We start from the raw sequence: 25,392 nt of genomic DNA on the forward strand, positions 1-25,392 counted from the left end.
GGGGCGGCTCCGGCGCGCATGGCGCGCCGGCCGACGCCCGCGGCGCGGCGCTCAGCCCGCGAGCGCCTTCATTTCGCGGAACAGGTCGGCCTTGCCTTCGAAGCCGATGCCGGGCAGGTCCGGCAGCGTGACGTAGCTGTTCTCCACCTTCACGCCATCGGGGAAGCCGCCGAAGGGCTGGAACAGGTCGGGGTACGACTCGTTGCCGCCCAGGCCCAGGCCGGCCGCGATGTTCAGCGACATCTGGTGGCCGCCGTGCGGGATGCAGCGGCTGGCGGACCAACCGTGCTCCTTGAGCATGTCGAGGGTCCGCAGGTATTCGACGAGGCCGTAGCTGAGGGCGCAGTCGAACTGCAGCCAGTCGCGGTCCGGGCGCATGCCGCCGTAGCGGATCAGGTTGCGCGCGTCCTGCATGGAGAACAGGTTCTCGCCCGTGGCCATCGGGTTCCTGTAGTAGTTGCGCAGCGTGCCCTGCAGTTCGAAGTCCAGCGGGTCGCCCGGCTCCTCGTACCAGAACAGGTCGTACTGCGACAGGGCCTTGGCGTAGGCGATTGCGGTGTCCAGGTCGAAGCGGCCGTTGGCGTCCACGCACAGCTTCTGGCCGTCCTGCAGCACCTCCATGATTGCGTCGATGCGCCGCAGGTCCTCGTCGAGCGAACCGCCGCCGATCTTCTTCTTCACCACCGTGTAGCCGCGGTCGATGTAGCTGCGCATCTCGTCCTGCAGCTTCCGGTAGTCCTGGCCCGGGTAGTAGTAGCCGCCGGCGGCGTAGACGAAGATCTTGCGATTGGGCCTGCCGTCGCCGTAGCGGTCGGCCAGCAGCTGGAACAGCGGCTTGCCTTCGATCTTGGCCACCGCGTCCCAGATGGCCATGTCCATCGTCCCGATGGCGACGGAACGCTCGCCGTGGCCGCCGGGCTTCTCGTTCTTGAACATCGTCGCCCAGATCTTGTGCGGATCCAGGTTGTCACCGGTCGCGTCGACCAGGGAGGCGGGATCGGCTTCGAGGATGCGCGGGATGAACCGCTCGCGCATCATGCTGCCCTGGCCGTAGCGGCCGTTGGAGTTGAACCCGTAGCCGATCACCGGCTTGCCGTTGCGGACCACGTCAGTGACGACGGCCACGAGGCTGAGGTTCATCTTGCTAAAGTCGATGTAGGCGTTCCGGATGGACGAGCTGATCGGAATGGTCTTCTCGCGGATTTCGACGATCTTCATGGCGTGCTGGCCTGGTGCAGGTTGGGAGGACTGAATGTTCGTCGTTTGTCCCGGCTGCGGCCAATGCTCGTTTTGGCTCCTTTGATGCGCTGCGCGAACCGACCATGAACTTCAATTTCGTCTGGCTCGAGGATTTCCTGTCCTTGGCAGCGACGGGCAACTTCTCGCGCTCTGCGGAGGACAGGCACAGCTCGCAGCCGGCCTTCAGCCGCCGCATCCGGGCCCTGGAAGAGTGGATTGGCGCTGCGCTGGTGGACCGGACGACGCAGCCTGCGCAGTTGACGGAGGTGGGCGCATGGTTCAAGGGGATCGCCGAGGAGCTGGTCGCAAGAGCAGCCCGTTTGCCTGGCGAGGCCAAGCAGGTTGCGGAGGCGAGCTCCGTCACCCTGCGCATTGCCAGCACGCACGCCCTCTCGTTCACTTTCCTGCCGCGATGGCTGCGAAGCGTCGAATCATCGCTCACGCTGGGCCCGGTCGAACTGACGTCGGACGTGCTCGCCCGCTGCGAAGCGCAGATGCAGGAAGGCAAGGTGCACTTCGTGCTGGCGCATGCGCACCCACGGATGCACGGGACTCTCGAGTCGGAGCTCTACCTCTCGACGAAGATCGGGAGTGACCAGCTGGTGCCCGTCTCCAGGCCTGGCGAAGGCCGCCAGCCGCTGCATCGCCTGGAGAAGGCCGCGGCGAAGGAGCCGGTCCCGCTGCTCGAGTACACGGATGCGTCGGGCATGGGCAGGATCGTCCGAGCTGTGCTCGGGCGGAAACTGGAGGAGATTCCGCACCAGGTCGTCTTCACCGCGCATCTCGCATCGGTGCTTCGGTCGATGGTGCTGGACGGGCGAGGCATTGCGTGGCTGCCCCGGACGCTGGTCGAGGAGGATCTCGATGCGAGGCGACTGGTGGTCGCGGCCGAGCCGCGCTGGAGCGTGGACCTGGAGATTCGCCTGTACCGGCAACAAGCGGAAGTCGGCCGCGCCGCAGAAGCATTCTGGCGGGCGGCCACGGAATCGGGCGCGGTGCCGTAAGCTGGCGGCTCGCAAGCGATGCACACGTCCCCAATCACGCGAGCACGGAAGGGCACGCCCCGGCCGGTACGGGTCGCTGCGTGCGTCGCGCTTCTCGTGTTGTCGCCCTTGCTTCCTGCGCAGGTCGAAAAGCCGGGCATCGCTTTTTCTGCGGCGGAGCCCGGCGCACCGCTGCCCGCGGGCTGGAAGAACCTGCCGGTCGTCAAGGGCAAGGCGATGACGCAATACACACTGGTCCGCGACGGCCAGACAACGGTGCTGCAGGCCGACGCCGAACATTCCGCGTCGGCGCTGATGCACGAGGGCAATATCGACCTCGCCCGCACACCGGTGGTGGCCTGGCGCTGGAAAGCGGCCGCTCCCATCAAGGGCGCCGACAACAGCGTCGCGGCCAAGGAGGACGCGCCGGCGCGGCTGGTGTTCCTGTTCGACGGGGACAAGAGCAAGCTGTCGCTGCGGGACCGCGCTGGCATGGGCCTCGCGAAGATCGCGGGCGGTGAGGACATCCCGTATGCCACGCTCATGTACATCTGGTCGACCACTGCTCCCCCGGGCAGCGTCATCCCCAACCCGCGCACGGGCCGCGTGCAGATGATCGTGGTCTCCGGCCAGCCCGGTGATTCGGGGGAATGGCAAAGCCTTCGTCGCAACATTGCGCAGGATTACGAGATGGTGTTCCACGAGAAGCCCGGGCGCATCACGGCCTGGGGCCTGCTGACCGACACCGACAACACGGGCTCCGTGGCTCGTGCGTGGTACGGAGACATACAGTTCCTGGGCGGCCCGTGAGCGCGGCTGGCTGGTTGCTCACGAAGCCACGTGAGCGGCCCGTACAGAATCCAGATCGATTAACCTTCCGACCCCGGACTTCCTGCATTCAGCGGTACAGCGAATGTGGGCAGGTCCCATGCACCGTGCACCAGGACCCATGTCGTCATCTCAAGTTCCTCCCATGCCAACCGTTTTGTTCACTGCCCGCCTGGAAAGCAATCGACTCGGCGAAGACTGCCATGGGGGGCGGTCATGAGCGGAACGACGAGCCTCCTTGCGCGCAGCGTCGCGCTGGTCGGCGCCGCGGCCGTGGCGTGGCGACGCCGGACGCAGGGAGCCGCACCGCCCCCGGCCGTGGGCGACGTTCCCCAGATACCACCTGGGCGGCCGCAGGGTGCGGTGCCCACCCTCAAGATGCCCACCGCGCGCGGCTGGGCGCATGGACAGACGCCCACGGCGGCACCGGGCTTGACGGTGAACGCATTCGCCACCGGCCTGAAGCACCCGCGCTGGATCCACGTGCTGCCCAATGGCGACGTCACCGTGGCGGAGGCGATGCAGGTGCTCCGGACCCCCAAGAGCATGTTCGACCACGCGATGGTGGCGACCATGCAGCGGGCGGCCGCCATCGGCCAGAGCGCGAACCGGATCACGCTGCTGCGCGACGCTGACGGCGACGGTGTCGCAGAGACCCGCGAGACGCTGCTGGAAGGCCTGAGCCAGCCGTTCGGCATGGTGCTGATCGCCGACACTTTCTATGTCGGCAACACCGACGGCGTGGTCGCATTTCCGTACACGACCGGCGCGACGCGGATCGATGCGCCCGGGCGCCCGCTCGCGAGCTTCAAGCCCGGCGGACACTGGACGCGCAGCCTGCTTGCCAGTCCCGACGGTCGCCGGCTCTATGCCGGCGTGGGCTCGCTTACCAACATCGCCGAACTCGGCGTCGAAATCGAGCAGGGTCGCGCCTGCATCTATGAGCTGGACCTGGAAACCGGCCGCAACCGCATCTTCGCCGAGGGCCTGCGCAACGCGGTGGGCCTGGCGTGGGAACCAGGCAGCGGCGTGCTGTGGACGGTGGTGAACGAACGCGACGGCCTGGGCGACGAAACGCCGCCGGACTACCTGACCTCGGTGCGGGAAGGCGGCTTCTATGGCTGGCCGTACTGCTACTGGGGCCAGACCGTCGACGACCGCGTGCAGCCGCAGGACGCCGCGCGGGTCGCAAGTGCGATCACGCCCGACTACGCGCTGGGCGGCCATACCGCGTCGCTGGGCCTGTGCTGGATGCCGCGCGGTACGCTGCCCGGCTTCGACGAGGATGGCATGGTGATCGGCCAGCACGGCTCGTGGAACCGCAGCACCTTGAGCGGCTACCGTGTCGTCTTCGTGCCGTTCGCGAACGGCCGCCCGACCGGACAGCCGCCACGCGACATCCTGAGCGGCTTCCTGAGTCCGGACGAACGCGAGTCCTATGGGCGCCCGGTGGGCGTCGAGATCGGACCCGACAAACGATCCCTGCTGATCGCCGACGACGTGGGTGACGTCATCTGGCGCGTCACGGGCAGCGCCGCCTGAACCCGCAGGAGCCGAGCTCCGCAGTTCCGATGCCTTGAAGCGTCACGCGCTCTTTGCGGCGAGACGGATCGGCGGCCTGTCCTGCTCGGACGAGGTGGCGGCGGCCTCGATCGGTCGCAGCTGCCCCGAGATGGTGGCCCCTTGGTGGATCTCCAGCGCCACGTATTGCACGTCGCCCTCGATGCGGGCCCGAGGCTGCAACTCCAGCGATTCGCGCGCGTGCACGGGCCCCTTGACCGTCCCGGCGATGATCACGCGGTCGGCGGTGAGACCCCCTTCGGCCACCGCACCCTCGGAGATGACCAGGAGGCTTCCTGCGGACGCCGCCTCGATCGCGCCGTACACCTCGCCGTCGACCCTCAGCCCCTCCTCGAACTTCAGGGCGCCGTCGATGCGCGTGCCCTGGGCGATCAGGGTCTTGATTTCCGCGTGGTCTTTCTTGCCGAACATGGATGCTCCTCAATCCTCAACGATGTGCAGTACAGGGAGGTGAGCATGCTGCGGAAGCGGTCGGTGCAGGGGGCGAACGTCGTGCCACTTTCGTGTCGGACGGCTGCTTGCCTGGTTGCAGGGATGGGAGGCTCGGCCGCAGCGGCGGCGGCGGCGGCGGTCATGAACTTGCTGCCGCCTCTCCCTCGGGTCCTGCGATGGGGCCCTCATCGACATGGCAGGTGCTGCGCTTCATGCAGTCGCGCAGGCCGCGCGGACGCTTGACGGCGCCGCTGCGCTCGTCGAATTCCGCCACTGCCAGGTCCAGCGCGCCGCGGCGCTCATGCTCTTCGACGGGAAGCCACGGGGCACCCAGCGCGGCCCACTGTGCGTCGGTCAGCAGCAGTTCGCCCGTCAGGAACACCTGGCGGCAGTGCTCGCCCGCGAGGAAGGACGCCTCTACCGCCTGCCCGCCATCGCCCGGACGAGACAGGCCGTGCGCCATGGTCTGGTCGAAGACGACCAGGTCGCCGGTTGCCAGTGCCAGCTGGACGCCCGCGTGGGGCATCACGAAATCCAGCTCCGATACCTCGAGCGCAAGAATCCAGAACAGGCAGCGTGACCAGTGGCGCCTGACGTCGTTGTGAAAGCCCGCCCCCCGCGTGGCCAGATAGTCGATCCGTTCGGCCACGCTGCTGCGGTACGCGGCGAGGCCCTCCCCCAGGACGCCCGTCAACTGCAACGCGGACGCTATGCCTCCGACCAGGTCGGCCACCCCGGGTGCGACGGCGGCCAGGTCCTCCGGTGTGGTGGTCGCATAGTCGATCTCCGAGAACGCCTCGGTCCTGGTCCGCGCATGGCCCTGCGCTGCCATGCGCGCGAGGGAATCGGGATCGAGAAACTCAGTGCGAATGACATGCACGCGGTCGTAAGGCGCGCGCGCGTCGAAGGCATGGCCGGGCTCTTCGCTGCGGACAGCGAACGCCGCAAAGGGGTGGGGCACACGATAGGCATTGGCGGCGACGACGCGATGGACAGCGACCGGACGCATCACCGCACGCCTCGCATGTTCACCGCACCGCCTGGGTGCTGAACCCGGCCTCGGCCCAGGCCTCCGCACTGGCTCGCGTCAGGCGAAAGCCAGGCGAGACGCGCGCTTCACCCAGCACCTCGCCCGACGCATCGGTGGCACGCAGCACGGCCGATGGGTTCTCTTCGTCCGGCTCGATGTCCAGCGTGACGCTCACGCGGCCGCGATCGCAGGAGATGTCGACCTGCCGATGGAGCGCCGCCTGCAGTTGCTGCTCGTGCCGCCGCACGAATTCGGCCGCGGTCTTCACCAGGGTGTTGAACGCGGAAGTGTCCAGGGCCTTGGGGTTCTTCTTGTCGCGGCCCATGGTCCATGGGCCGACCAGGGCCGGCTCGACCTGCCCGTCGGGTGTCATCGCAACGGCCCAGCCGTCGTCGTCCTCGTTCTTGATCACGCGGGCCGTCCAGCCGTTGTCGCGCCACACGCGCGCTTCGTGGATCACCTGGGTATCGGCGCCGATTTCCGGTTCGTTCATGCTGCGATTGTCGCGCCTTGGCGTGGCATGGCCATCGCGCGATGGCTCCACCCCATCGCAGAGAACGACGCTGCGACGACGCTTACCTTCGTGAGGTAGGTGTAGTTGCTCGTCCAAGGCGGGGTGAACCCGCTTCTGCACTCACCAGTGGAACACCGCCGAGACCATCGGCCCGCTGAAGCTCAGGTCTTTCAGGACCTGCCCGGACTTCATGTTGTAGCCGAGGTAGCGCCACGAACCGACCACGTCGCCCCACCCGAACGAACGGCCGACGCCGATCATGGCCTGGGTCGTCAGGTCTGAATTGCCAGTGCCCACATCGAGGTAGTAAGGCATGAACCAACTGCTGTTCTGGCCAAGGGCATAGCGACCCTTCACGCCGATGATCGCATCCCAATTGCGCAGGCGCGATTCGCGCGCGCCGGTGCGATCAGGCAGGGCCACCGAACCGATGTTGCCGGTCAGCGTCCAGTCGAGACTCTGCTGAATATCGAGAAGCCGCGCGCCGGCAATGACGTCCAGGACATACTCCGGCTTCGCTACAGCCCGCCACGCGCCGCCCAGCGTCCACGACCAGCCGCGGAGGTCATAGCGCGCGTCGGCAGCGACGCCGGCGGGCAAGTCGGCACCGCCCAAGGAGAGCGCCCGCGTACCGCTCTTGCTCGACCCGACATCCAGGTAGACGAGATCGGTGAACGCGCCCCACTGCCCCTTGCGCGCCTCCAGCGAGCCCATGAAAGTGAACTTCAGGTTCTCGAGGATCTTCCCGACATCGACACTCGCCGAGCTGCTGCCCGCTGGCGGCGGGAACGCAGTGGTGCCGCTTAGCGTGGGCAGGAAGAGGTTCAGGCTGCCTGTGAATTGCCAACGATCGGCGTCCTGGGCGTGGGCCGTGATCGGCAACAACATGGCCGTTGCACAAAGACCGGCCATGGCGCGACAGGTGAACGGATTCATGGTGTTCGAGCTCCTTCCGGCATGGGCCGCCTGTGATCGCCTCGAGATGTAGCTGGAAATGGCACGTCCGGATCATCCTTGGCGCCGCGTCGACCCGGTTGCGCTGGATCAACAGGTGGGCGCTGCGGCGGCGATACCGTGTCCGACACTACGCATTCCATGCCCGAGCGAGGCATTGGATATTTCCCGCACGCGATCCGCCATGGAGAATGTGATCCACGAAGTTTCGCCAACCCTGAGACTGCGGCAGTGGGCCCTTGGCAGTCTCGCCGTGCTGGCGTTGACTGGTTGCGCAAGCGTGTCGCCTGCATTCGTCAAGACCGAACGCATCGACTACGGCCAGGTAGTGGCCGAATCCTGGAAGCGCCAGACCCTTCTCAACGTGGTGCGGCTTCGATACGCCGATGCGCCGACCTTCCTCGACGTCGCTTCGATCATCAACAGCCATACCGTCGGCGGCAATGCGACCGGGAAGGCGACCTTGCCGAGCCGGACCGACCCGAACGTGCTGGAGTTCGGCGGCACGGGGAACTGGTCCAACACACCGACCGTTACCTACCAGCCCTTGATGGGCGACCGGTTCACGAAGTCGCTCCTGCAACCCGTTCCTCCAGTTGCCATCTTCCAGTTGCTTCAGGGCGGCTGGCCGGCAACGCTGGTTTTTCGCACCGTGGTCGGCTCGGTCAACGGCCTGCGCAACGTCTCCGCCGGCGCTGCCTCCGATCCTGGCTTCGACGAGCTGGGCGAAGCCCTGGCCAGAATCCAGCGTGCCGGCAACATCGGAATCAAGGTGGAGGCACGCAAGGACGCCGGCAGCGCCCGGGTCGTGATCCGGCGGGCCGAACGAGGTACTGCGTCGGACGCGGACGGTCGTCGCGTCCGGGAGTTGCTGGGGTTGGCGGAAGGCATCACGGAATTCGAGATCACCTACGGCGTGGTTCCGGACAATGCGAACGAGGTGGCGATCCTCACCCGTTCGATGATGGAAATCATGCTGCAACTCGGCTTCGGCATCGACCTGCCACCCGCGCACGCGGCGAGTGGGCGAGCGCTGGCAGGGCAGCAGCAGGCCGGCGACCAGCAAGCCAGGCCGCTCGTGCACATCCGGTCGGGGCCCGAAGAGCCCCCCGATGCCTATGCGGCGGTGCCCTACAAGGGATACTGGTACTGGATCGAAGACACGGACGTCGACAGCAAGCGCACCTTCACGTTTCTCATGATCCTGTTTTCGCTCGCCGAGACGGGCCAGGCCACGGCAGCCCCGATCGTGACGGTGCCGTCGCGCTGAACGCCGGCGCTGCGCAGCCGCGCGAACGATCAAGCACGCCCGGCGAGCGACCATCCCAGGAGGAGGAGCCCCGTCGCGGCCGTCCAGCTCCCTGCGACACGGACGACGATGCGAGCCCACGGCACGCGCAGCGAGATGACCCCTGCCGCGACGAGGGAGCTCACCACGAAGATCGCGCCGATGATGCCGACCACGCCACTGGCCTCGCGGCCCGCGGACGCGATGTCCGCGCCGTTCGAGTTGCCGTGCAGCAAACCGAGCATCGCCGCGAGGGTCGCCACCAGGTACGCTCCGAGCTTGACGTCGGTGGCTACCAGCAGGCCAAGCAACAGCAGGGGAAGCCACAGCGACGTGATGGCGTTCGGCAGGCTCGTCGGGCCGCCGAGAAAGCCCGCCATGCCGCCGGCAAACCAGGCCGCGGGCAATGCGAAGACGGTCCAGCGTGCGGCCGTGGGTCCGTTCAATCCGGCGAGCAGGGCCAGCGCGAACACCGGCAGCAGATCGTCGAGGCTGAGGAACAGATGCAGGATGCCGTCGTAGACCGGGCCCAGCCCGGTTGTCGCGAGATGCGCACTCGCCTGTGCGGGCACAAGCAGCAGTGCGGCGACGATGCAGTGCGTCAGCATGGCGCGTCGTCGCATCACCAGGCCCGCCACAGGAAAAGGAGGCCCGCCATCGCGATGCCTGCGCCGGCCGCGCTCAACGCCGTACGACCCCACTGCCAGCGATGCACGAGCCCGATCAGCACGCCGGCCGCATGCAGGCAACCGGTCGCCACGACGAATCCGACGCTATAGAGCAGGCCGCTCTCGCCGGGCGGCAGTTCGGTGCCGTGGGCGTGGCCGTGGAACACCGCGAAGACACCGACGATGGTCGCCGCCAGCCACAGCGGCGGTCGCCACCGGGTCGCCACCGATGCGCCGAGCAGCAGCCCGGAGGCAGCGACCCCGATTTCGACGCCGGGCAATGGCATGCCGACGAGACCGAGAAAGCCACCCAGCGCCATCACCAAGGGGAACGTCACGGGCAGGAGCCAGATCGCCGGCATTCCGAGCTGCGCACCCCACAGGCCGACGGCCACCATCGCCAGCACATGGTCCAGGCCGGACACCGGGTGCAGCAAGCCGGCGACAAAGCCTGCGGCCTGTCCCTGCTGCACATGCGCCAGCGCGGGCATCGCGAGCATGGCACCGGCCATCAGAACGGTCGTCCTGGCAGCGGTGGTCCTCACAGCAGCACCATGCGCTGCATCGTCCAGTACGCACCGAGCGACCCGACGACATAGCCAGGCAGCAACTGCACCCAGCGGGGCCAGACGATCTGGAGCTGGGAGAACGCGCGCTCCAGCAGCAGCACCAGGAGGACGAAAGCGAGCTGTCCGGCCTCGACGCCCACATTGAACAGCAGCAGGGCGAGCGGAATTTCGGAGTGCGGCAACCCCATCGCCGTCAGCCCGCTGGCAAAGCCGAAACCGTGCAGCAGGCCGAAGGCGAACGCCACGACCCAGGGATGGCGGATCGTGAAGCTGCTTTCGCCGCGCCACACCCGGGCGATCTCCGGACCGAGGAACAGGATCGACAGCGCGATGGCGGCGTTGAGCGGCACCAGCGGTGCACTCGCGTAGCCGAGGGTCGCTATCGCCAGCGTGATGCTGTGGGCCACCGTGAACGCGGAGATGGTCTTCACCAGCATCCAGCGCTCACGCACGATCAGCAGCAGCCCCAGGACGAACAGCAGGTGATCGACGCCGAGCAGGATGTGCTGCACGCCCAGCTGCAGGTAGGACAGCGCGCGTGAGCTGCCGCTCGTTGCCGCCCCAAGCGTGAAGGCAGGATCGGGCGGACGCAGCAGGCGGCTCTCCACCCGGCCATCCGCGTGCTGCACTCGCACGAGCACGTCGGTCATCGTGGTTTCGAGCCCCGCGATCCGGATCGTCTTGCCTGCCAGTCCACCCGGACAGCGCAGGGTGCCACGGACGACGATGGCGCCCGGCGTGAGCTGCTGCTGGTCCGGCGTCACCAGTCGGCAGCCATCGGGCACCACCGGCGCGATGCGGATTTCGACCTCGCCTCCGGTGGGCCGCTTCCACAGCAGCGCGTAGGTCGTGGCGTCGCTCTCGCGCAGCTCGAGGAATCCGGGTCGCATCTCGTGCGCAATCGCCGCGCCGGCGGCGCCGAGCGCCAACGCGCTCACCAGCATGCGGTGCCAGAAAGCGCGCAGCATCACGGACGGCCTTGGTCCGCGGCGGCGGGTGCGTGCGGCTCGATGACCACCTTGTACTTCGCCAGCAGCTGCTCGTACATCGCGTCGAGTTGCCGATTGCGCCGCTCGGCCAGCACCTCGCGCTCCACCAGCGGACGCACCGCCGCAAGTTGCGGCAGCGCCCCCTCGGTGCGCGCGCGCACCTGCACCAGGTGCAGCCCGTAGCTCGATTTCACCGGCCCCACCCAGGCGCCCGGCGCCAACGTCTCGATCCGCTGCGCAAAGCCAGGGCCGAACAGGCGATCGATGTCGCGCGTCGAAGTGAGTTCGATGTCCGAGGGCAGCATCGTCGGGTCGCCCAGCGCGTCGACCGGAGCAGCCGGGCCGATGGCGTTGAGCCGCGCCAGGATCGCGGCAGCGTCGCGCTCCGCGGCGGCGCCGCGTCGCTCGCGGCTGACAAAGACCTGGCGAAAGGCCACGCGAGGCTCGATCCGCAGGGCGTCGCCATGCGACGTGAGCCATGCCTCGAGCTCCTGGTCGGTGGGTGGCGCGGCCTGCGCGGCCTCCTCGGCCAGGAACTCGAGCTTCTGCCGCAGTCGGCGGCGGACGATCGTGTCGTCCCGGTCGAGCCCCGCGGCAACGGCCTCCCGCACCGCGATTTCCTCGCGGACCCAGTCGTCGATCAGCCCCTTGAGTTCCGTGTCGGTCGGCGGGTGTTGCCACGCCTTGGTGTAGCTGGCCGCGAGGTGCTGGATCTGTCCGCTGGTGATCGCAATGCGCGTCGAACCCGGGCCAGCCCCGCCGCCGCTCCACTGGAACCAGACAAACAGCGCCGCGCCGATCGCGACGAAGTGCAGCAGCGGTTCCCCCAGGATCGACTTCAACCGCATGGTGGCCGCCACCGAATCACGGCGTGTACCAGATCGGCGCGGTATAGGCGCGCTCCTGCAGCACCATCGCAGTTCCCGGCAGCGGCTTGATGGCGAAGCGCTTGGCATCGTAGGCGGTCCAGCGCGGCGTCGGGATCTCGATCACGCGGGCGTAGTAGAAGGCGCGCTGCTTCGCGTCGAACTGCGGATCCTTCCAGACGGTGATCAGCTCGGGGGCCCCGATGCTGTTCATCCAGGTTGCGTTCTCGACATCCACTGTGTTGCCCACGGGCGTCTTGCAGCGGCCGTCGGCGTCGATCTTGCGCCCGCCGGAAACTGCCACGTCGTAGACGCGCTCCTGCGTCTTGCCGTCCGGGCCGACCCAGCCCTTCACGATCTGGATGCGATCGAGATTGGCGCCGATGGCATCCTTCAGCGCGGCCACCAGGAAGGTGGGCGACTTGCCCTGGGGTGCATTGCTCAGGTCGCCGCCCATCGGCACGCCCTTGGCGTATCCGATCGCGGCCGGCATGCGGTTGTTCGCGTCAGCCGCTGCGTAATCCCAGCCGCCGAAGAAGCGCACGATCATGCGCGGGCCCGTCGTCGCGTAGGTCTCGCGCCGCTTCATCGCGTCGAAGATCGCTTCGCGTGTGTTCTCGGTCGCCCACACGGCGGCGAAACCCGAGGCGCTGACCTCCCAGTCCATGATCTTCACGCCGGTCTTCGGGTTGTCGACGAAGGCCTTGGTCATTCGCTCAGGACTCGGCTCCTGGGGCGCGGTCTTGCCGAAGAAGTTGTCCTCCTCCATCGCCGCCAGCCCCGTGTGCGCGTCGCTGCTGCCGATCATGCCGAACTTGTAGGGATTGGTCCCCAGTTTGGCTTCGAGAACCAGTCCGTTCTTCAGCGCCGCGCGCGCGTATTCGAACTCCAGCATGTCCTTCGTCTTGGTGGCCGTCCCATCGAGGTTGCCCTTGTCCCATAGCTCGAAATTCGCGAACTCGTCGTTGGGCGAGAGGAAGGGATGCGCCTCGCCGGTGCCCTTGGTCTGCGTCACTTCGTACAGCGGCTCCCACCTGGCGCGCGTCTGCACGTAGTCGCGATCGAGCCTCTTGCCGAAGGCTTCGACGACCGGGAACATGATCCCGTTGCTCAGGTTCCCGTTATGGGCAATGGCCAGCACTTCGCTGCCGGTCTTCTGCTCCGTGGCCGCCATCCACTTCCACAGGTCCGTCGGGTTGGGGCTGCCGAGCGGCGGCAGCGTGGTGAAGGGTTCGACCAGGCCGGCCTGGGCGCCGTTGCCGCGAAAGACGACATTGCGGTGCAGGTTGCTGGAGCCGCCCGCGGTCCACTCATAACCGATGAACGCGGTGAAGCGCCCGGGTTCGTTGTAGGTCTCCGCCGCCTTGATCGTCTGCTGCCAGGCGTTGCGGTACGACGTCGTGCCCGGCGTCGGGAAACCCTTGGGCATCTTGTTGCCGCTGAAGCTGGCGATGATGTCCATCGCCGCGTCCGCGCCCTGGCCGCCCTTGATCTGGTCGTACCACTTGCGCCCCTGGGGCGTCGCCAGCAGGTCCGGATCGCCGCCCATCAACTGCGGGAAGAAGCCCATGCCGTCGGAGTGATCGGCGACCACCAGGAAGTCCAGCGGCCGCGACAGCTTGACCGGCTGCCCGGAGTTGGAGGCGATTTCCTCGCCGCGCGCAAAACGGTATGCGTCCTTGGGCGCCAGCCGGGCACCGAAGGCTCCGGCGTCCATCGAGAACGAGGTGTGCAGGTGGGTGTCGCCGAACAGCGGCTGCGTGGGAAACGTGCGTCCCGCGTAGGGCGAATAGTTCGGCTTGGACGGGTACGCCTTCTCGAGCGTGCTCTTGTCCGCCGTGCCGATGTCGGCCTGTTCCGCAGCCAGCAACGGAAGCGCCAGGCCTGCAGCGAGTGCGATCAGGCTCCAGTTACGGAATGTCGGCTTGTGCATGGCTGCGTCCTTTGTGCTGAGCTCGGTGCTCATTCTGGAGGGCCACCTTCGCCGGCAGTTGACGCGCGTCAATCGCTAAGCCGGCCCACCCTGCTTCCGGGGGCAGGGACGCCCGCCTTCCTGAGCTTCTGCGCTGACGCGAGCATCAGGTCCGCCACATCCGGCAGCCTACGTTCGGGTTCACGTTGGAACAGAAGCCGTACTCCATTTGTGCCGCGAGCTCAACGGGGCCGCTCTCAACGTCCCGGACAAGGACTTTCGACAAGTCAGACCTTCGAGCGCACGCGCGTAGCTTTCAGGTACGCAGCCTGGAGCTCGTTGAGCACCGAGCGTGCCGGCCGGGCGGCGCCGAGGTGCAGGTGGCGCAGTTCATCCATGAATGCGTCCCACAGGGCCGGGCCGCCCTTCTCCAGGATCTCGGCGCGTACGGAGAGCTCCCGACTCGGTCGCGTATGCCGCCGTCCCCAGGCTCCCATGTGCGCGAGAAGCGGCACGAGCTGGATGGATGCCTCCGTCAGGCTGTACACGCCCTTCTGCCGGTGACTCGGGTCATCCCGCCGACTGAGCAGCCCGGCGGCCGTGAGTCGCTTCAACCGGTCGGCGAGGATGTTCGATGCGATGCCTTCCTGGCTGTTCGCCAGCAATTCGCCATAGCTGCGCCGGTTCCCGAACATCACATCGCGGATCACGATCAGGCTCCAGCGATCGCCCAGCTGTTCCAGCGTGAGATTGATCGGGCACCCGGACCGACCTGACTGTTTCACTCACCCTCCTCCGACACAGCTTGCATTGTGCAAGTGGTTTGGGCTAGAGTCAAACGAGCACTTCGCGAACATTCAAGAAGGACCGCTCATGCCGCTCGCGCTCTATGGCCATCCGTTCTCTTCGTACACGCAGAAAGCGCTGATCGCGCTCTACGAGAACGACCTCCCGTTCGAGTTCCGCTGCATCGATGCGGACCATCCGGAACATGCGCAGGAGTGGCTGCGGCGCTGGCCGATGGCCAAGTTCCCGATGCTCCTGGATGGCACCCGTGCGATCCTCGAAACCAGCATCATCATCGAGTACCTGCAGCTCACCCATCCCGGCCCGGTGCGCCTGCTGCCTGCGGATCCCATGGCCGCTCTCGACGTGCGCTTTCTCGACCGGTTCTTCGACCTGCACGTGATGTCGCCCGTGCAAAGCGCGGTGAGCGCGGTACTGACTGGCGATCCGGACCAGCGCGAATACTTCCATGCCCGCGCGCGGGAAGTTCTCGAGCGCTCCTACGCCTGGCTCGAAGCGCATCTCTCCGAGGGAAGCCAATGGGCGGCCGGCGCGCCGTTCTCGCTTGCGGACTGCGCGGCCGGGCCTGGGCTGTTCTATGCGGACTGGACACACCCGATCTCTCCGGCATTCCCACGCGTGCGCGCCTACCGGGCGCGATTGCTCGGTCGCCCCTCGTTCGCGCGGGCAGTGGAGGAAGCACGGCCCTACCGCCATCTGTTCCCCCTGGGCGCACCCGACCGCGACTGAGGTGATGCGAAGCCAGGCGCATCAATCCCCTGCTGTTTTCGCATCAATCGCTGGTGGTTTCGTTCCTACCATCCCGTCTCATGCCGGATCAGATCACGCCGCCGCGCCACTGGGGACAGGTACTCACGGCGATGGTCACGCCGTTCGACGCCCAGGGTGCCCTCGACCTCGATGCCGCGCGCACGCTTGCCCGCTGGCTGGCGGATCACGGCAGCGATGGGCTTGTCATCGCCGCCACGACTGGCGAAGCGACGGTCCTCGCCGATTCGGAGCGGCTCGACTTGATCCGCGCTGTGTCCGAGGCGGTCACGATCCCGGTGATCGCAGGCACCGGCAGCAACGACACCCAGCACAGCGTCGCACTGACACGCCAGGCGCAGGCGCTTGGGGCTGCCGGCGTGATTGCCGTGAGCCCGTACTACAGCCGCCCACCTCAAGCCGGCATCGAAGAGCACTTCCGCGCGATCGCGCGTGCAACAGCACTGCCGGTGATGCTTTATGACGTGCCGCTGCGCACGGGTCGCCGCGTTGCGAAAGACGTGTTGCTGCGCCTCTTCCGCGAAGAGGCGAACATCGTTGCCTTCAAGGATGCAACGGGTGACGCAGCCGCCTCCGCTGCCCTGCTCGCCGAGGCGGATTTCGATCTCTATTCCGGAGACGACGCATGGACGCTGCCGTTGCTCGCCGTGGGCGCCGTCGGTGTCGTGGGAACCACCACGCATTGGACCGGGCCTTTGTTCGGCTCCATGATCTCGGCCGTCATGCGGGGAGATCTCGTTGAAGCCCGCGCCATCAACGCACGACTTCAGCCTTCCTTCGCCTATGTCAACAACGAGGAATGCGTCTATCCGATGGCGATCAAGGCGCTGCTGCCGCTCCTGGGGATCGAGGCCGGTGGATGCCGCCTCCCATTACCTCGAGCGCCCGCAAACACCGCGGATCGCGCCTACGCCGTGTGCGCTGGACTCGGACTGATCTGATCGTGGACTTGCATGGCGCGTCGTGGCGGACTTCAACGGTCATGACGTCATGGCTTCAGGGCGCGGAGATCACCGTGATGGCACGCTGGGCCACGATTGCGTGCATGGCGCTGGTGGGATGCACGCCGTCCCAGAAGACGTACTGGCCGGGTCGCGCACAGCGGAACGGCGGCACGTTCGGCGTGACGCACGGATCAGTCGTGTTCGTGAAGCCGTAGCTCCCCGGGCTGGCGATCACTTCGTCGAGCAGGGCGAACAGATCCAGGACCCGCACGTCCGTGCCACCCAGGCCTTGCGCATACTGCACGACATTGGCCAGGCCGGCATCGAACGCCAGGGACAGTTGCGTGGCGGCTGCGCTTGCCGCCGGCACCTGCTGCGCGAGCATGCGCACGGACGGCGCCTTCGCGAGGTCGGGGACGTTGACCAGCAGGAACTTGCGCGCGCCGCTGGCGTAGAGCGCCGCGACGGTGTTGGCCAGGCTGGCCAAGGCGTTCTGGATGTACGGAGCGGGATTGCCCCCGAGAGCGGCGGCGACCAATGCGTCGCGCACGTCGTTGCCGCCCATTTCGATGACCACCAAGGTGTTGGCCGCAGTCTGCGGATGCGCGGCCAGATAGGCAGCCAGCTGCTCCGGCAGGTTGAAGCGGCAGGGATAGCTGACAGCCCGTGCCCCGCCGACGGCGTAGTTGCTCGCCTGCGAGGCCGGCGCCGCGCGGAGTGCCGGACGGGCGTTGCCCTGGAGTCCCAGGTGATTCGCCAGACCTTCCACCCACGTCGCGCCATCGGTGAAGTGATGGCCGCCGCGGGCATACGGGCCGTCGGGCACGACGAGATCGTCCAGCGTGTCGTACGGCGGCACGCTCAAGGGAACGCCGCAGCCCTGGTTGGCGGGATCCGAGAGGAAGACGAACGCGTTGCCCGAGTCGCTCAGGCTCGTGCCGAACGTCACCAGGCGGTCGATGCCGGCGCCAGCTACTGCGAGGCCGCATTGCAAGGCAAAGACGATGGAAACTGCGATGAGCCGCGCCAGGCGAGGCAGGATGCGCACACAAAGCATGGAATACCTCCTGCTGCAGAATCCGTTGCCGCATTGGATGCCGACGCCGCGGGTTGCGCAAGGGGCTGCGGGAGCCCATCCCGTCGCAGATACAACGATCCGTTACGAGCAGCACCACGCAGGCCGGATCGCAGATGTTCATGTAGAGGATCCGCCGCTGGCCGCCACCGGACAGCGTGATCTTGCCCGCCGTCGATGACGATCTTCGGGCCCGTGTCATTGAAGATCTTCGCGGTTTCAGAGAGCGCGTAGAGCGGCTGGGCCGCCTGGTGCGGGATGCCCTCACGTCGGCAGCGTGAAGCTGAATGTCTCGCCGCCGCCCGGGTTCGGCGTGCACCACAGGCGCCCGCCGTGCGCGTCGATGATCGAGCGGCTGATCGCCAGCCCCAGGCCCATGCCGGCGGGTTTGGTGGTGTGGAAGGCATCGAAGATGCGCTCGCGCTCCAGGGGCGGCACGCCGTGCCCGGAGTCGCACACGTCCACGCGCACCGTGCGCGAATCGTCGGCCTCGGCCTCGGCCTCGGCCTCGAACTCGACCGCGATCCGCAGGCAGCGTTGCGCCTGGGCTCTCGAGGCCATCGCGTCGAAGCCGTTCATGGCGAGGTTGAGGATCACCTGCTGCAGTTGCACCCGGTTGCCGTCCACAGGGATCGCCTCACCGCGGAAGGGTTCGATCTGCAGCCGCACCCCGCGCGTGCGCGCCTCCGGCTCCAGCATCCGGGCGACCTCGTACACCAGCGCGTGCAGGTCCACCGGCGCGCGCTGCGCTTCGCTGCGCCGCACGAACCGGCGGATGCCGACCACGAACTCGCTCACGCGGTGGGCATCGGCCACGATGCGCTGCACCGCCGCCTCCGCCTCGCCGTGGTTCGGCGGCTGCGCCGCCAGCCAGCGTGCGGTGGCGTGGCCGTTGGCAACGATCGCCGCCAGCGGCTGGTTGATCTCGTGGGCGATCGAAGCCACCAGTTCCCCCATCGCCGCCACCCGGGCGACATGCGTCAGCTGCTCGCGCGCGCCCCGCAGCGCCTCGTCGGATTGCAGCCGCTCGGTCATGTCCTGCACCAGCGCCACCAGGAACTCCACCGACCCGTCGGCGGCTCGCACGCACTGCGCCGCCATGGTGCACCAGACCAGCTGGCCGTCCTTGCGGATGAACCGCTTCTCCAGGACGTAGCCGTCCTGCTCGCCCGCGATCACCCGCCCGAACTGCACTTCGTCGGCCGCCAGGTCGTCGGGGTGCGTCAGCTCCGGCCACCGCAGGCGCATCAGCTCCTCGCGCGGGTAGCCGAAGATCCGGCACAACTCGTCGTTCACCTCGAGGCAGCCCTTGCCGGGCGAGGTCAGGGCCATCCCGATGAGCCCGAGGTCGAAGTAGCGCCGGAACCGCTCCTCGCTCGCACGCAGCGCCTCCTCGGCCCGGCTGCGTTCGACGATGTCCGCCGCGTGGCGCGCATAGAGATCGGTGAACCGCAGCTCCGTGACGCTGAAGCGGCGTGGCTGGCGGAACTGCGTGGAGATCACGCCCAACAGCTCCCCCTTGCGGCTGACCAGCGGCGTGGACTGCACGCCGCGGACGCCGGCGGTTTCGGCGATCGCGCGGTGGCGCGCGAACGGCGGGTCGGCCAGCACGTCCTCGACGATCACTCGCTCCAGCCGCCGCATCGCGCGGCCGGAGACGGTACTGTCGTCGTGCACGCGAGCGAAGTGGGTCAGGAAGGCTTGCGGCAGGTTGCGCTGGGCGACGATCACCAGGCCTCCGCTGGCCACGTCGACCTGCTGCACCACCCCGAAATCCGCGCCATGCAGCGCCATGGTGGCGTCCAGCACCTCCTCCAGCAGCGGCTGCAGGCCGTTGATGGTCAGCAGCCGCGAGGAGAACTCGTGCAGCCGCTTCATGCCCTCGGCCTCCTCGGAGGTCGCGCTCAGTGCCTGTTCACGCGCCGCGGCCTCACGCTGCATCCGCGCCAGCTCCAGGCGCGCCCTGACGCGCGCGAGCAATTCCTGTGCGGTGAAAGGCTTCACCAGCCGGTCCTCGGCGCCGTTGTCGCCGGATGCCGCGTTGCGGCGCATGGGCGCGGTGAGCTGGATCACCGGCACCCCCCGCGTGCGCGGGTCGGCGCGCAGCACGCGCGCGAACGCCGCCCCATCGAGGTCCGGCAGCAGGGCATCCACGAGCACCAGGTCGGGCACCATCGCTCGCGCCGCCGCCAGCGCCGCGGTGGCGACCGCAAAGGCCTGCACGTGGTAGTGCGTGCCGAGCAGGCGGTGCAGGTAACGCCGCATGTCGGGATCGTCGTCGGCGACCAGGATGCGCGCCGCCGCAGCCGGTGGCCGCGACGGCGCGCCGCGGGCGGCCGCGCCGCCGGCGGGGATGCGATCGGCCGGCAGGACGACGGTGAAGCTGCTCCCACGGCCTTCGCCGCTGTCCACCCGCACGGTGGCGCCCAGCAGCCGCGCGAGCTCCTGGAGCGGCGGGACCTTGCGGGCCGGCACGCCGCTGCCGGTATCGGCGACCGTGAGCTCGATCGCACGGCCCACGCGGCGCAGGCCCAGCGTGATGGCGCCGGCGGAAGTCACCTCCCTGGCATTCGACAGCAGTTGCAGCACCAGCTTTTCCCACAGCGCGGGGTCGACGTCGACCGGCTCGGCCAACGGCGGGCAATCGACGACCAGGCGGAGCTCGGCGCTTTCGATGGTGTCGCGGAACAGGCTCGCGAGTTCGGTGGTGTACGCGGACAGCGTGACGGTCTCCTTCGCCGCGTCGCCCCGGTCCTCGCCGGGCGGGGAGAAGTCCGCCAGGGTGTGCGCCAGCTCGCGCAGCCGCTCCATGCTGCGCCGCATCTGGGCGACCTCGGCGCGCGCGCCCCGCAGCGCGCGTCGCTGGTGCCCCCGCCCCGATCGCCCCGCCGCGACGGCCGGCGCAGCTGCTTTCGCGTCCACATTCCCGTTCGCGTGCGAGCGCGCGACCGAAAGCCCGGCGCAGACCCGGTCGGCCAGCTGCTGCACGAACTCCTGGTACGACGTGTCCCAGGGCTGGTAGGGCTGGAGCCCCACCACCATGAAGCCCGCGGCCTGCTGCTGCCAGGACGGCGTGTAGGAGACGAGCGCGGCCGCGGCGGGCGGGCGATCCCAGGCGCCGCGCGGCAGCTCGCCGAGGCCCGCCAGGTCGTCCAGCACCAGCGTGCCGCCGTGGCGGACGGCGGCAGCGGGCCAAGGCACGGCGTCGCTGGCCGCAATGCACTCCGGCGCGCCCGGGTGGCCTCGCGCGATGCCGCTGGTGCACGCCAGCCGCGCTTCGCCGCCGCCGTCGAACAGGTAGGCGAGGGTGAAGGGCAGGTCCCGCGCGCAGCGGCCCAGCGCCTGCTGCAGGGTCGCCGCCATGGCGTCCTCCGGCTGCGGGCTCGCCACGATCGCTGCCGTTTCCCGCAGGCAGTGCAAGCGCCTTTCCTGCAGTACGCGGGCCGTGTCGTCGACCCCGATGCACAGCAGGCCAGCGATGTGGCCGTCGTCATCCGGCAGCGGGCAATAGGACACCGTGTGATAGGTCTCCTCCAGGCGATCGCCGCGCTGCATCAGCAGCATCAGCTCGTAGTCGGAGCCGGCGTCGCCCGTGGCCAGCAACGGCGCGATCCGCTCCTGGACGGCGGGCCACACATCCGACCAGACCTCCGCCGCCGGACGGCCCAGTGCCCAGGGATGTCGTTCCGCCATCGTCATGTTGCGCCAGGCGTCGTTGTAGAGGAAGACCTGCTCCGGCCCCCAGATCAGCCACATGCCCTGGCGCGAGCCGAGCAGGATGCGCACCGCCGTGCACAGGCTGTGCGGCCATCCTTCCACCGCCCCGAGCGCAGTCGCGCCCCAGTCGAAGCTCCGCATGATGGCCGCCATCTCGCCCGCCCCGCGCAGGCACGCCGCCCGCCGCGGGACGGAGGCGGCGGCGGGGTTGGACGTCATGCGCTTTCCCGGCAGGGGACTACCAGCCTAACCGGCCCCCCCGTCGCAGCGCAAGGGGCCGGCCGCGCAAGCTGCAAGGCATCCAAGCCTACACAGTCGCGGCCTCGGCAGCTGGCGTCTCCCCGGCAGCGGTTTCCGGCACGCTTTCCTTTTCCTGCCCCCGCGGCTCGCCGATGCGCAGGGCCTTGCGCACCGCGTCGTAGCCGAGCTTCACGCGCTGACCCGCCGCCACCTCGTCCTTGAGCATCGCGCTGGCCAGCGGCGATTCGACCTCGCTGCGGATGCGACGCTTCAACATGCGGGCGCCGAACTCGGGGTCGTAGCCGACCTCCGCCAGGTGGTCTACCAGGTCGCGGTCGAACTCCAGCTGGATGTCCTGCTGCGCGGCGGTGCGCGCCACCCGTTGCAACTGCAGTTCCACGATCTGGCGGATCTGCGCGCGGCCGAGCGCATGGAAGACGACGACTTCGTCGACGCGATTGAGGAACTCGGGACGGAAGTGGCGCTTGAGCATTTCCATCAGCCGGTCCCTGAGCGTCGGGTAGTCCAGCTGTTCCTTGTCGGCGGCCGACAGGTTGCGCTGGATCACGTCGGAGCCCAGGTTGCTGGTGGCGATGATGATGGTGTTGGTGAAGTCCACCACCCGCCCGCGCCCGTCCGTCAGCCGCCCCTCGTCGAACAGCTGCAGCAGGATGTTGTGCACCTCGGCATGCGCCTTCTCGATCTCGTCGAGCAGCACCACGCAATAGGGGCGTCGCCGCACCCGCTCGGTGAGCTGGCCGCCTTCCTCGTAGCCGACGTAGCCGGGCGGCGCGCCGACCAGCCGGGCCACCGTGTGCCGCTCGGCGTACTCGCTCATGTCGATGCGCACGAGCGCGTCGTCGCTGCCGAACACGTTGGCGGCCAGCGCCTTGGCCAGCTCGGTCTTGCCGACACCCGTGGGCCCGAGGAACAGGAAGGTGGCGGTCGGCTTGCCTGCTTCCTTGAGGCCGGCGCGTGCCAGCCGCACCGCCTCGGCCACCGCGTGCACCGCCTCTTCCTGGCCGACCACGCGCTCGCGCAAGCGGTCTTCCAGCGCCAGCAGCTTCTGGCGCTCCTCGGTCGTCAGCTCGTTGACGGGGATGCCGGTGAGCGAGGCGACGATCTGCGCCACGTGTTCGGCGTTGACCTGGTGCGAACTGGTGCCGCGCTCCTTCTTCCACTTCTCGGTGGCCTCGGAGAGCTTCTTCTCCTCGGCGGCGATGCGCTCGCCGAGCTGCTTGGCCTTGTCGTACTGCTTGGCGGTGCCGGCGGCGTCCTGTTCCTGGCGCAGCCGCCGAAGATTCGCCTCGATGTCGTGCAGTTCGGGCGGCCGCGAGCTGGCCTGGATGCGCACCCGCGCCGCCGCCTGGTCGATCAGGTCGATCGCCTTGTCCGGCTGGAAGCGTCCGGTGATGTAGCGGTCCGCCAGCCGGGCCGCCGCGACGATCGCGTCGTCGCTGATCTTCACCTTGTGGTGCGCCTCGAAGCGGTCGCGCAGGCCCCGCAGGATCTCGATGGTGTCGTCGATGCCCGGCTCGGGCACCGTCACCGGCTGGAAGCGCCGCTCCAGCGCGGCATCCTTCTCGATGTACTTCTGGTATTCGTTGAGCGTGGTGGCGCCGATCAGGTGCAGCTCGCCGCGCGCCAGCGCCGGCTTGAAGGTGTTGGCGATGTCCAGCCCGCCCTCGCCGCCGCCCTGGCCGGCGCCCACGATGGTGTGCAGTTCGTCGATGAAGAGGATCATGTCGTCCTGGTTGGCGATGATCTCGTCGAGAACCGACTTGACGCGTTCCTCGAACTCGCCGCGGTACTTCGACCCGGCCACCAGGCTGTTGATGTTCAGCTCCACCAACCGCTTGTTGCGCAGTACCTCGGGCACCTGGTCCTGCACGATGCGCTGGGCCAGGCCCTCGACGATCGCCGTCTTGCCGACGCCGGGCTCGCCGATCAGCACCGGGTTGTTCTTCTTGCGCCGCGCCAGCACTTCGATCGTGGTCTCGATCTCCTTGGCGCGGCCGATCACCGGGTCCAGCTTGCCCTGGCGCGCCAGCTGGCTCAGGTCGCGCGCGTACTTGTCGAGCGTGGGCGTCTGGCTGCGCTTTTGCAGCTTGCCCTCTTCCGCACCCTGCCCCACCACCTTCACCGTCTTCTGCCGCAAGGCCTGGGCCGACAGCCCCAGCTTGCGCAGCAATTCGCCGGCGAAGCCGTCCTCTTCCTCGACCAGGCCGATCAGGATGTGTTCCGGGCCGACGTAGCTGTGCTCCAGCTCGCGCGAGGCGACGAGGGCGTGATCCAGCGCGCTCTTCGCGCGCGGCGACACGCCGACCCGCGGCGTCTCCCCTTCCTTCACCTGGTGCTCGCCCCGCGGCGCATTCTCCTGCAGGGTCTGCTTCAGGTCCGCGGCCGAGAGCTTGAATTCCTTCAGGATTTCCTGCACCACTTCGTTGTCGACCAGCGCCATCAGCAGGTGCTCGGTGTCGACCTCGTCCTTGCCGTACTCCACCGCCTTCTCGGCTGCCGCCTGCAGCCGGTCCATCGCCGCCTCGTTCAGGAAGCTGCGCAGGTCCACCGACTCGCGCGAGCGCTGGCGGCGCGGCCCGCCTCCGGCTGCCGGCCGCGCGCCGCCGCTGACGGGGACGTTGCCGCCGCCACCGCGTGCACCGCCGCCGCCCCGGTCGCCGAAGATCGAACCGCGGTCGCCGAAGAAGTCCTTGAACTCGTCGAACATGCCGCCATGGAACAGCGACTCCAGCGGCGACGAGGGCGAGCGGCCGAAGCCACCGCCCTCCATCAGCTCTGCGTAATGCTCGTCGCACAGGGCGATCTGGCGCGTGCGGCCGTTTTCACGGACGGTCAGCTGGGTGGTGGCGGGGCGCCCGCACACTTCGCATTTGGCCATGGCAGGTCTCCTGTGCGCGCTTCACGCGTATTCGAACTTCGGAAGGGCCTTCAGCTGTTCCTTGCTCGCGTTCGGCAGGACGGCCTTGGGTGCGACGTGGGCGAAGTTGCGCACCGGGATCGCGACCAGGTGCTTGCCGAGCCCGAGGAATCCGCCGACGTTCACGATCGCCGTGGACAGGGTGCCGTCCGGCGACACCACGAGATCGTCGACGGTGCCGATCTTCTGGCCCTTGTCGTTGTAGACGTCCTGGTGCAGCAGCTTGGAGGCGCGGTAGCCGGTGGCGACCAGCAGGGTCTCGGCGACCGTCACGCCCAGCGTGGCCTTGGCAGCCACCGGAACCTTCTCCGTCGCGGCCGGCGCCGAGGCGGCCTGGGCCCGGGCCGCGTTCACCGCGAAGAGGCTGGAAAGCGCGCACGCCACGCTGGAGGCGAGGAGGAATTTCGTGATCATGGTGTCATCCTTTTCGGTTTCGAAGAAAACTTCTCACTTGATTTCGAGCTTGCGGGAGGCCTTGGCGGCGCCGGCCTTTTTCGGCAGCGTCAGCGTCAGCACCCCGTTGGCAAAGCGCGCTTCGGCCCGGTCCGCGTCCACGCCGTCCGGCAGCGGCAGCACGCGCTGGAATTGGCCGAAGGCGCGTTCGAGCCGGTAGCAGCCTTTTTCATCCTGCGCCGCGTCCACCCGTTTTTCGCCGCGCAGCACCAGGAAGCCGTCTTCGACGATCACCTCCAGGTCCGGCGGCGCCAGGCCCGGCAGTTCCGCCGTGATGCGCAGGGCCTCCCCATCCTCGACCACGTCGATGCGGGGTTCGAACAACGGAGGAGCGAAGTCGCCGAACCAGCCCCCGCCGCCACCCCCTGCGGCGAGCGGGCTGCGGAACATGGGCGGCAGCAGCGCAAATGGGTCGACGGCGCGCAGCAGGCGCACGGGGTCGAAGGCGTCGGCGCCCGCCTGCTGCTGCGGCGACACGGCCGCCGCGCTGCCGGCGGGCTGCGCTCGCCCCGGGGTCCCGCCGCGCGAAAACTTGAAGGGAAGCCATTTCTGCAGATCGAATGCCATCTGAAGTCTCCTGTTGGGAAACACGGCGGA

At 68.2% G+C, this 25,392-nt stretch carries 23 protein-coding genes; 7 read left to right on the top strand and 16 right to left on the bottom strand.

Features of this window, described 5'->3' with window-relative positions; genetic code table 11:
• Positions 1–51: 51 nt before the first annotated feature.
• A complete protein-coding gene (locus JJB11_RS01525; protein ID WP_201166138.1) occupies positions 52–1,218 on the bottom strand; it encodes a mandelate racemase/muconate lactonizing enzyme family protein in 1,167 nt (388 codons plus the stop codon).
• Between the two features lie 14 nt (positions 1,219–1,232).
• Between JJB11_RS01525 and JJB11_RS01530 the strand changes: the two genes are divergently transcribed.
• From JJB11_RS01530 to JJB11_RS01540, 3 genes are all read left to right on the top strand, one after another.
• Positions 1,233–2,243: a LysR substrate-binding domain-containing protein gene (locus JJB11_RS01530; RefSeq protein ID WP_201964538.1), complete on the top strand. Its 1,011-nt coding sequence runs from the start codon at positions 1,233–1,235 to the stop codon at positions 2,241–2,243.
• An 18-nt stretch (positions 2,244–2,261) separates the two neighbouring features.
• Entirely contained in the window at positions 2,262–3,032 is a 771-nt protein-coding gene (locus JJB11_RS01535; RefSeq protein WP_201166139.1) for a DUF3047 domain-containing protein, read from the top strand.
• 234 nt (positions 3,033–3,266) lie between these two features.
• Positions 3,267–4,592 (top strand): PQQ-dependent sugar dehydrogenase, encoded by a 1,326-nt coding sequence (locus JJB11_RS01540; protein ID WP_201166140.1) that lies wholly within the window; start codon positions 3,267–3,269, stop codon positions 4,590–4,592.
• A 42-nt stretch (positions 4,593–4,634) separates the two neighbouring features.
• Here JJB11_RS01540 and JJB11_RS01545 read toward each other — a convergent pair whose 3' ends face one another.
• The 4 genes from JJB11_RS01545 to JJB11_RS01560 all read right to left on the bottom strand — a co-directional run bounded on the left by JJB11_RS01545 (position 4,635) and on the right by JJB11_RS01560 (position 7,543).
• Positions 4,635–5,042, bottom strand: coding sequence for a bactofilin family protein (locus JJB11_RS01545; protein WP_201166141.1), 408 nt, complete (start codon positions 5,040–5,042; stop codon positions 4,635–4,637).
• Positions 5,043–5,202: 160 nt separating this feature from the next.
• Positions 5,203–6,072 (bottom strand): hypothetical protein, encoded by an 870-nt coding sequence (locus JJB11_RS01550; protein ID WP_201166142.1) that lies wholly within the window; start codon positions 6,070–6,072, stop codon positions 5,203–5,205.
• Positions 6,073–6,091: 19 nt separating this feature from the next.
• Entirely contained in the window at positions 6,092–6,586 is a 495-nt protein-coding gene (locus tag JJB11_RS01555; RefSeq protein WP_201166143.1) for a hypothetical protein, read from the bottom strand.
• A gap of 141 nt (positions 6,587–6,727) precedes the next feature.
• A complete protein-coding gene (locus JJB11_RS01560) occupies positions 6,728–7,543 on the bottom strand; it encodes a hypothetical protein (protein WP_201166144.1) in 816 nt (271 codons plus the stop codon).
• A 202-nt stretch (positions 7,544–7,745) separates the two neighbouring features.
• Between JJB11_RS01560 and JJB11_RS01565 the strand changes: the two genes are divergently transcribed.
• Positions 7,746–8,831 (top strand): hypothetical protein, encoded by a 1,086-nt coding sequence (locus JJB11_RS01565; protein ID WP_201166145.1) that lies wholly within the window; start codon positions 7,746–7,748, stop codon positions 8,829–8,831.
• 29 nt (positions 8,832–8,860) lie between these two features.
• On the opposite strand, the gene JJB11_RS01570 is transcribed toward JJB11_RS01565, so the two are convergent.
• The 6 genes from JJB11_RS01570 to JJB11_RS01595 form a co-directional block, all read right to left on the bottom strand.
• Positions 8,861–9,457 carry a HupE/UreJ family protein gene (locus JJB11_RS01570; RefSeq protein ID WP_201166146.1) on the bottom strand — a complete coding sequence of 199 codons (597 nt, stop codon included), beginning with the start codon at positions 9,455–9,457 and terminating at the stop codon, positions 8,861–8,863.
• A 14-nt stretch (positions 9,458–9,471) separates the two neighbouring features.
• The gene (locus JJB11_RS01575) at positions 9,472–10,029 is read right to left on the bottom strand and encodes a HupE/UreJ family protein (RefSeq protein ID WP_201166147.1); all 558 of its coding nucleotides are present in this window, start codon (positions 10,027–10,029) and stop codon (positions 9,472–9,474) included.
• A 29-nt stretch (positions 10,030–10,058) separates the two neighbouring features.
• On the bottom strand, positions 10,059–11,054 hold the full coding sequence (locus JJB11_RS01580; protein WP_242528831.1) for a HupE/UreJ family protein: 996 nt from the start codon (positions 11,052–11,054) through the stop codon (positions 10,059–10,061).
• A complete protein-coding gene (locus JJB11_RS01585; protein WP_201166149.1) occupies positions 11,054–11,917 on the bottom strand; it encodes a peptidyl-prolyl cis-trans isomerase in 864 nt (287 codons plus the stop codon). Before JJB11_RS01585 ends, JJB11_RS01580 begins: the two co-directional genes overlap by 1 nt.
• A gap of 22 nt (positions 11,918–11,939) precedes the next feature.
• Complete coding sequence (locus JJB11_RS01590) at positions 11,940–13,874, bottom strand: DUF3604 domain-containing protein (RefSeq protein ID WP_201166150.1); 1,935 nt, start codon at positions 13,872–13,874, stop codon at positions 11,940–11,942.
• Between the two features lie 266 nt (positions 13,875–14,140).
• The gene (locus tag JJB11_RS01595) at positions 14,141–14,638 is read right to left on the bottom strand and encodes a winged helix-turn-helix transcriptional regulator (protein WP_201166151.1); all 498 of its coding nucleotides are present in this window, start codon (positions 14,636–14,638) and stop codon (positions 14,141–14,143) included.
• Between the two features lie 88 nt (positions 14,639–14,726).
• Here JJB11_RS01595 and JJB11_RS01600 point away from each other — a divergent pair, with 88 nt between their 5' ends.
• Both JJB11_RS01600 and dapA read left to right on the top strand, forming a co-directional pair.
• Positions 14,727–15,389 carry a glutathione S-transferase family protein gene (locus JJB11_RS01600; RefSeq protein ID WP_201166152.1) on the top strand — a complete coding sequence of 221 codons (663 nt, stop codon included), beginning with the start codon at positions 14,727–14,729 and terminating at the stop codon, positions 15,387–15,389.
• A gap of 80 nt (positions 15,390–15,469) precedes the next feature.
• A complete protein-coding gene (dapA, locus tag JJB11_RS01605; protein WP_201166153.1) occupies positions 15,470–16,369 on the top strand; it encodes a 4-hydroxy-tetrahydrodipicolinate synthase in 900 nt (299 codons plus the stop codon).
• A gap of 55 nt (positions 16,370–16,424) precedes the next feature.
• Here dapA and JJB11_RS01610 read toward each other — a convergent pair whose 3' ends face one another.
• Positions 16,425–17,429 (bottom strand): SGNH/GDSL hydrolase family protein, encoded by a 1,005-nt coding sequence (locus JJB11_RS01610; protein WP_201166154.1) that lies wholly within the window; start codon positions 17,427–17,429, stop codon positions 16,425–16,427.
• On the opposite strand from JJB11_RS01610, the gene JJB11_RS01615 reads away from it, so the two are divergent.
• Positions 17,428–17,628 carry a hypothetical protein gene (locus JJB11_RS01615; RefSeq protein WP_201166155.1) on the top strand — a complete coding sequence of 67 codons (201 nt, stop codon included), beginning with the start codon at positions 17,428–17,430 and terminating at the stop codon, positions 17,626–17,628. The two genes, JJB11_RS01610 and JJB11_RS01615, sit on opposite strands and share 2 nt — an antisense overlap.
• 83 nt (positions 17,629–17,711) lie before the next feature.
• On the opposite strand, the gene JJB11_RS01620 is transcribed toward JJB11_RS01615, so the two are convergent.
• The 4 genes from JJB11_RS01620 to JJB11_RS01635 all read right to left on the bottom strand — a co-directional run bounded on the left by JJB11_RS01620 (position 17,712) and on the right by JJB11_RS01635 (position 25,362).
• Complete coding sequence (locus tag JJB11_RS01620) at positions 17,712–21,383, bottom strand: ATP-binding protein (RefSeq protein WP_201166156.1); 3,672 nt, start codon at positions 21,381–21,383, stop codon at positions 17,712–17,714.
• An 88-nt stretch (positions 21,384–21,471) separates the two neighbouring features.
• Positions 21,472–24,303, bottom strand: a complete 2,832-nt coding sequence (locus tag JJB11_RS01625) for an ATP-dependent Clp protease ATP-binding subunit (RefSeq protein ID WP_201166157.1) — start codon at positions 24,301–24,303, stop codon at positions 21,472–21,474.
• Positions 24,304–24,324: 21 nt separating this feature from the next.
• On the bottom strand, positions 24,325–24,756 hold the full coding sequence (locus JJB11_RS01630) for a PRC-barrel domain-containing protein (RefSeq protein WP_201166158.1): 432 nt from the start codon (positions 24,754–24,756) through the stop codon (positions 24,325–24,327).
• A 33-nt stretch (positions 24,757–24,789) separates the two neighbouring features.
• On the bottom strand, positions 24,790–25,362 hold the full coding sequence (locus JJB11_RS01635; RefSeq protein ID WP_201166159.1) for an Hsp20/alpha crystallin family protein: 573 nt from the start codon (positions 25,360–25,362) through the stop codon (positions 24,790–24,792).
• Between the last annotated feature and the right edge of the window lie 30 nt (positions 25,363–25,392).

This window comes from Ramlibacter ginsenosidimutans (assembly GCF_016654015.1).
Classification (GTDB): Bacteria; Pseudomonadota; Gammaproteobacteria; order Burkholderiales; family Burkholderiaceae_C; genus Ramlibacter; species Ramlibacter ginsenosidimutans.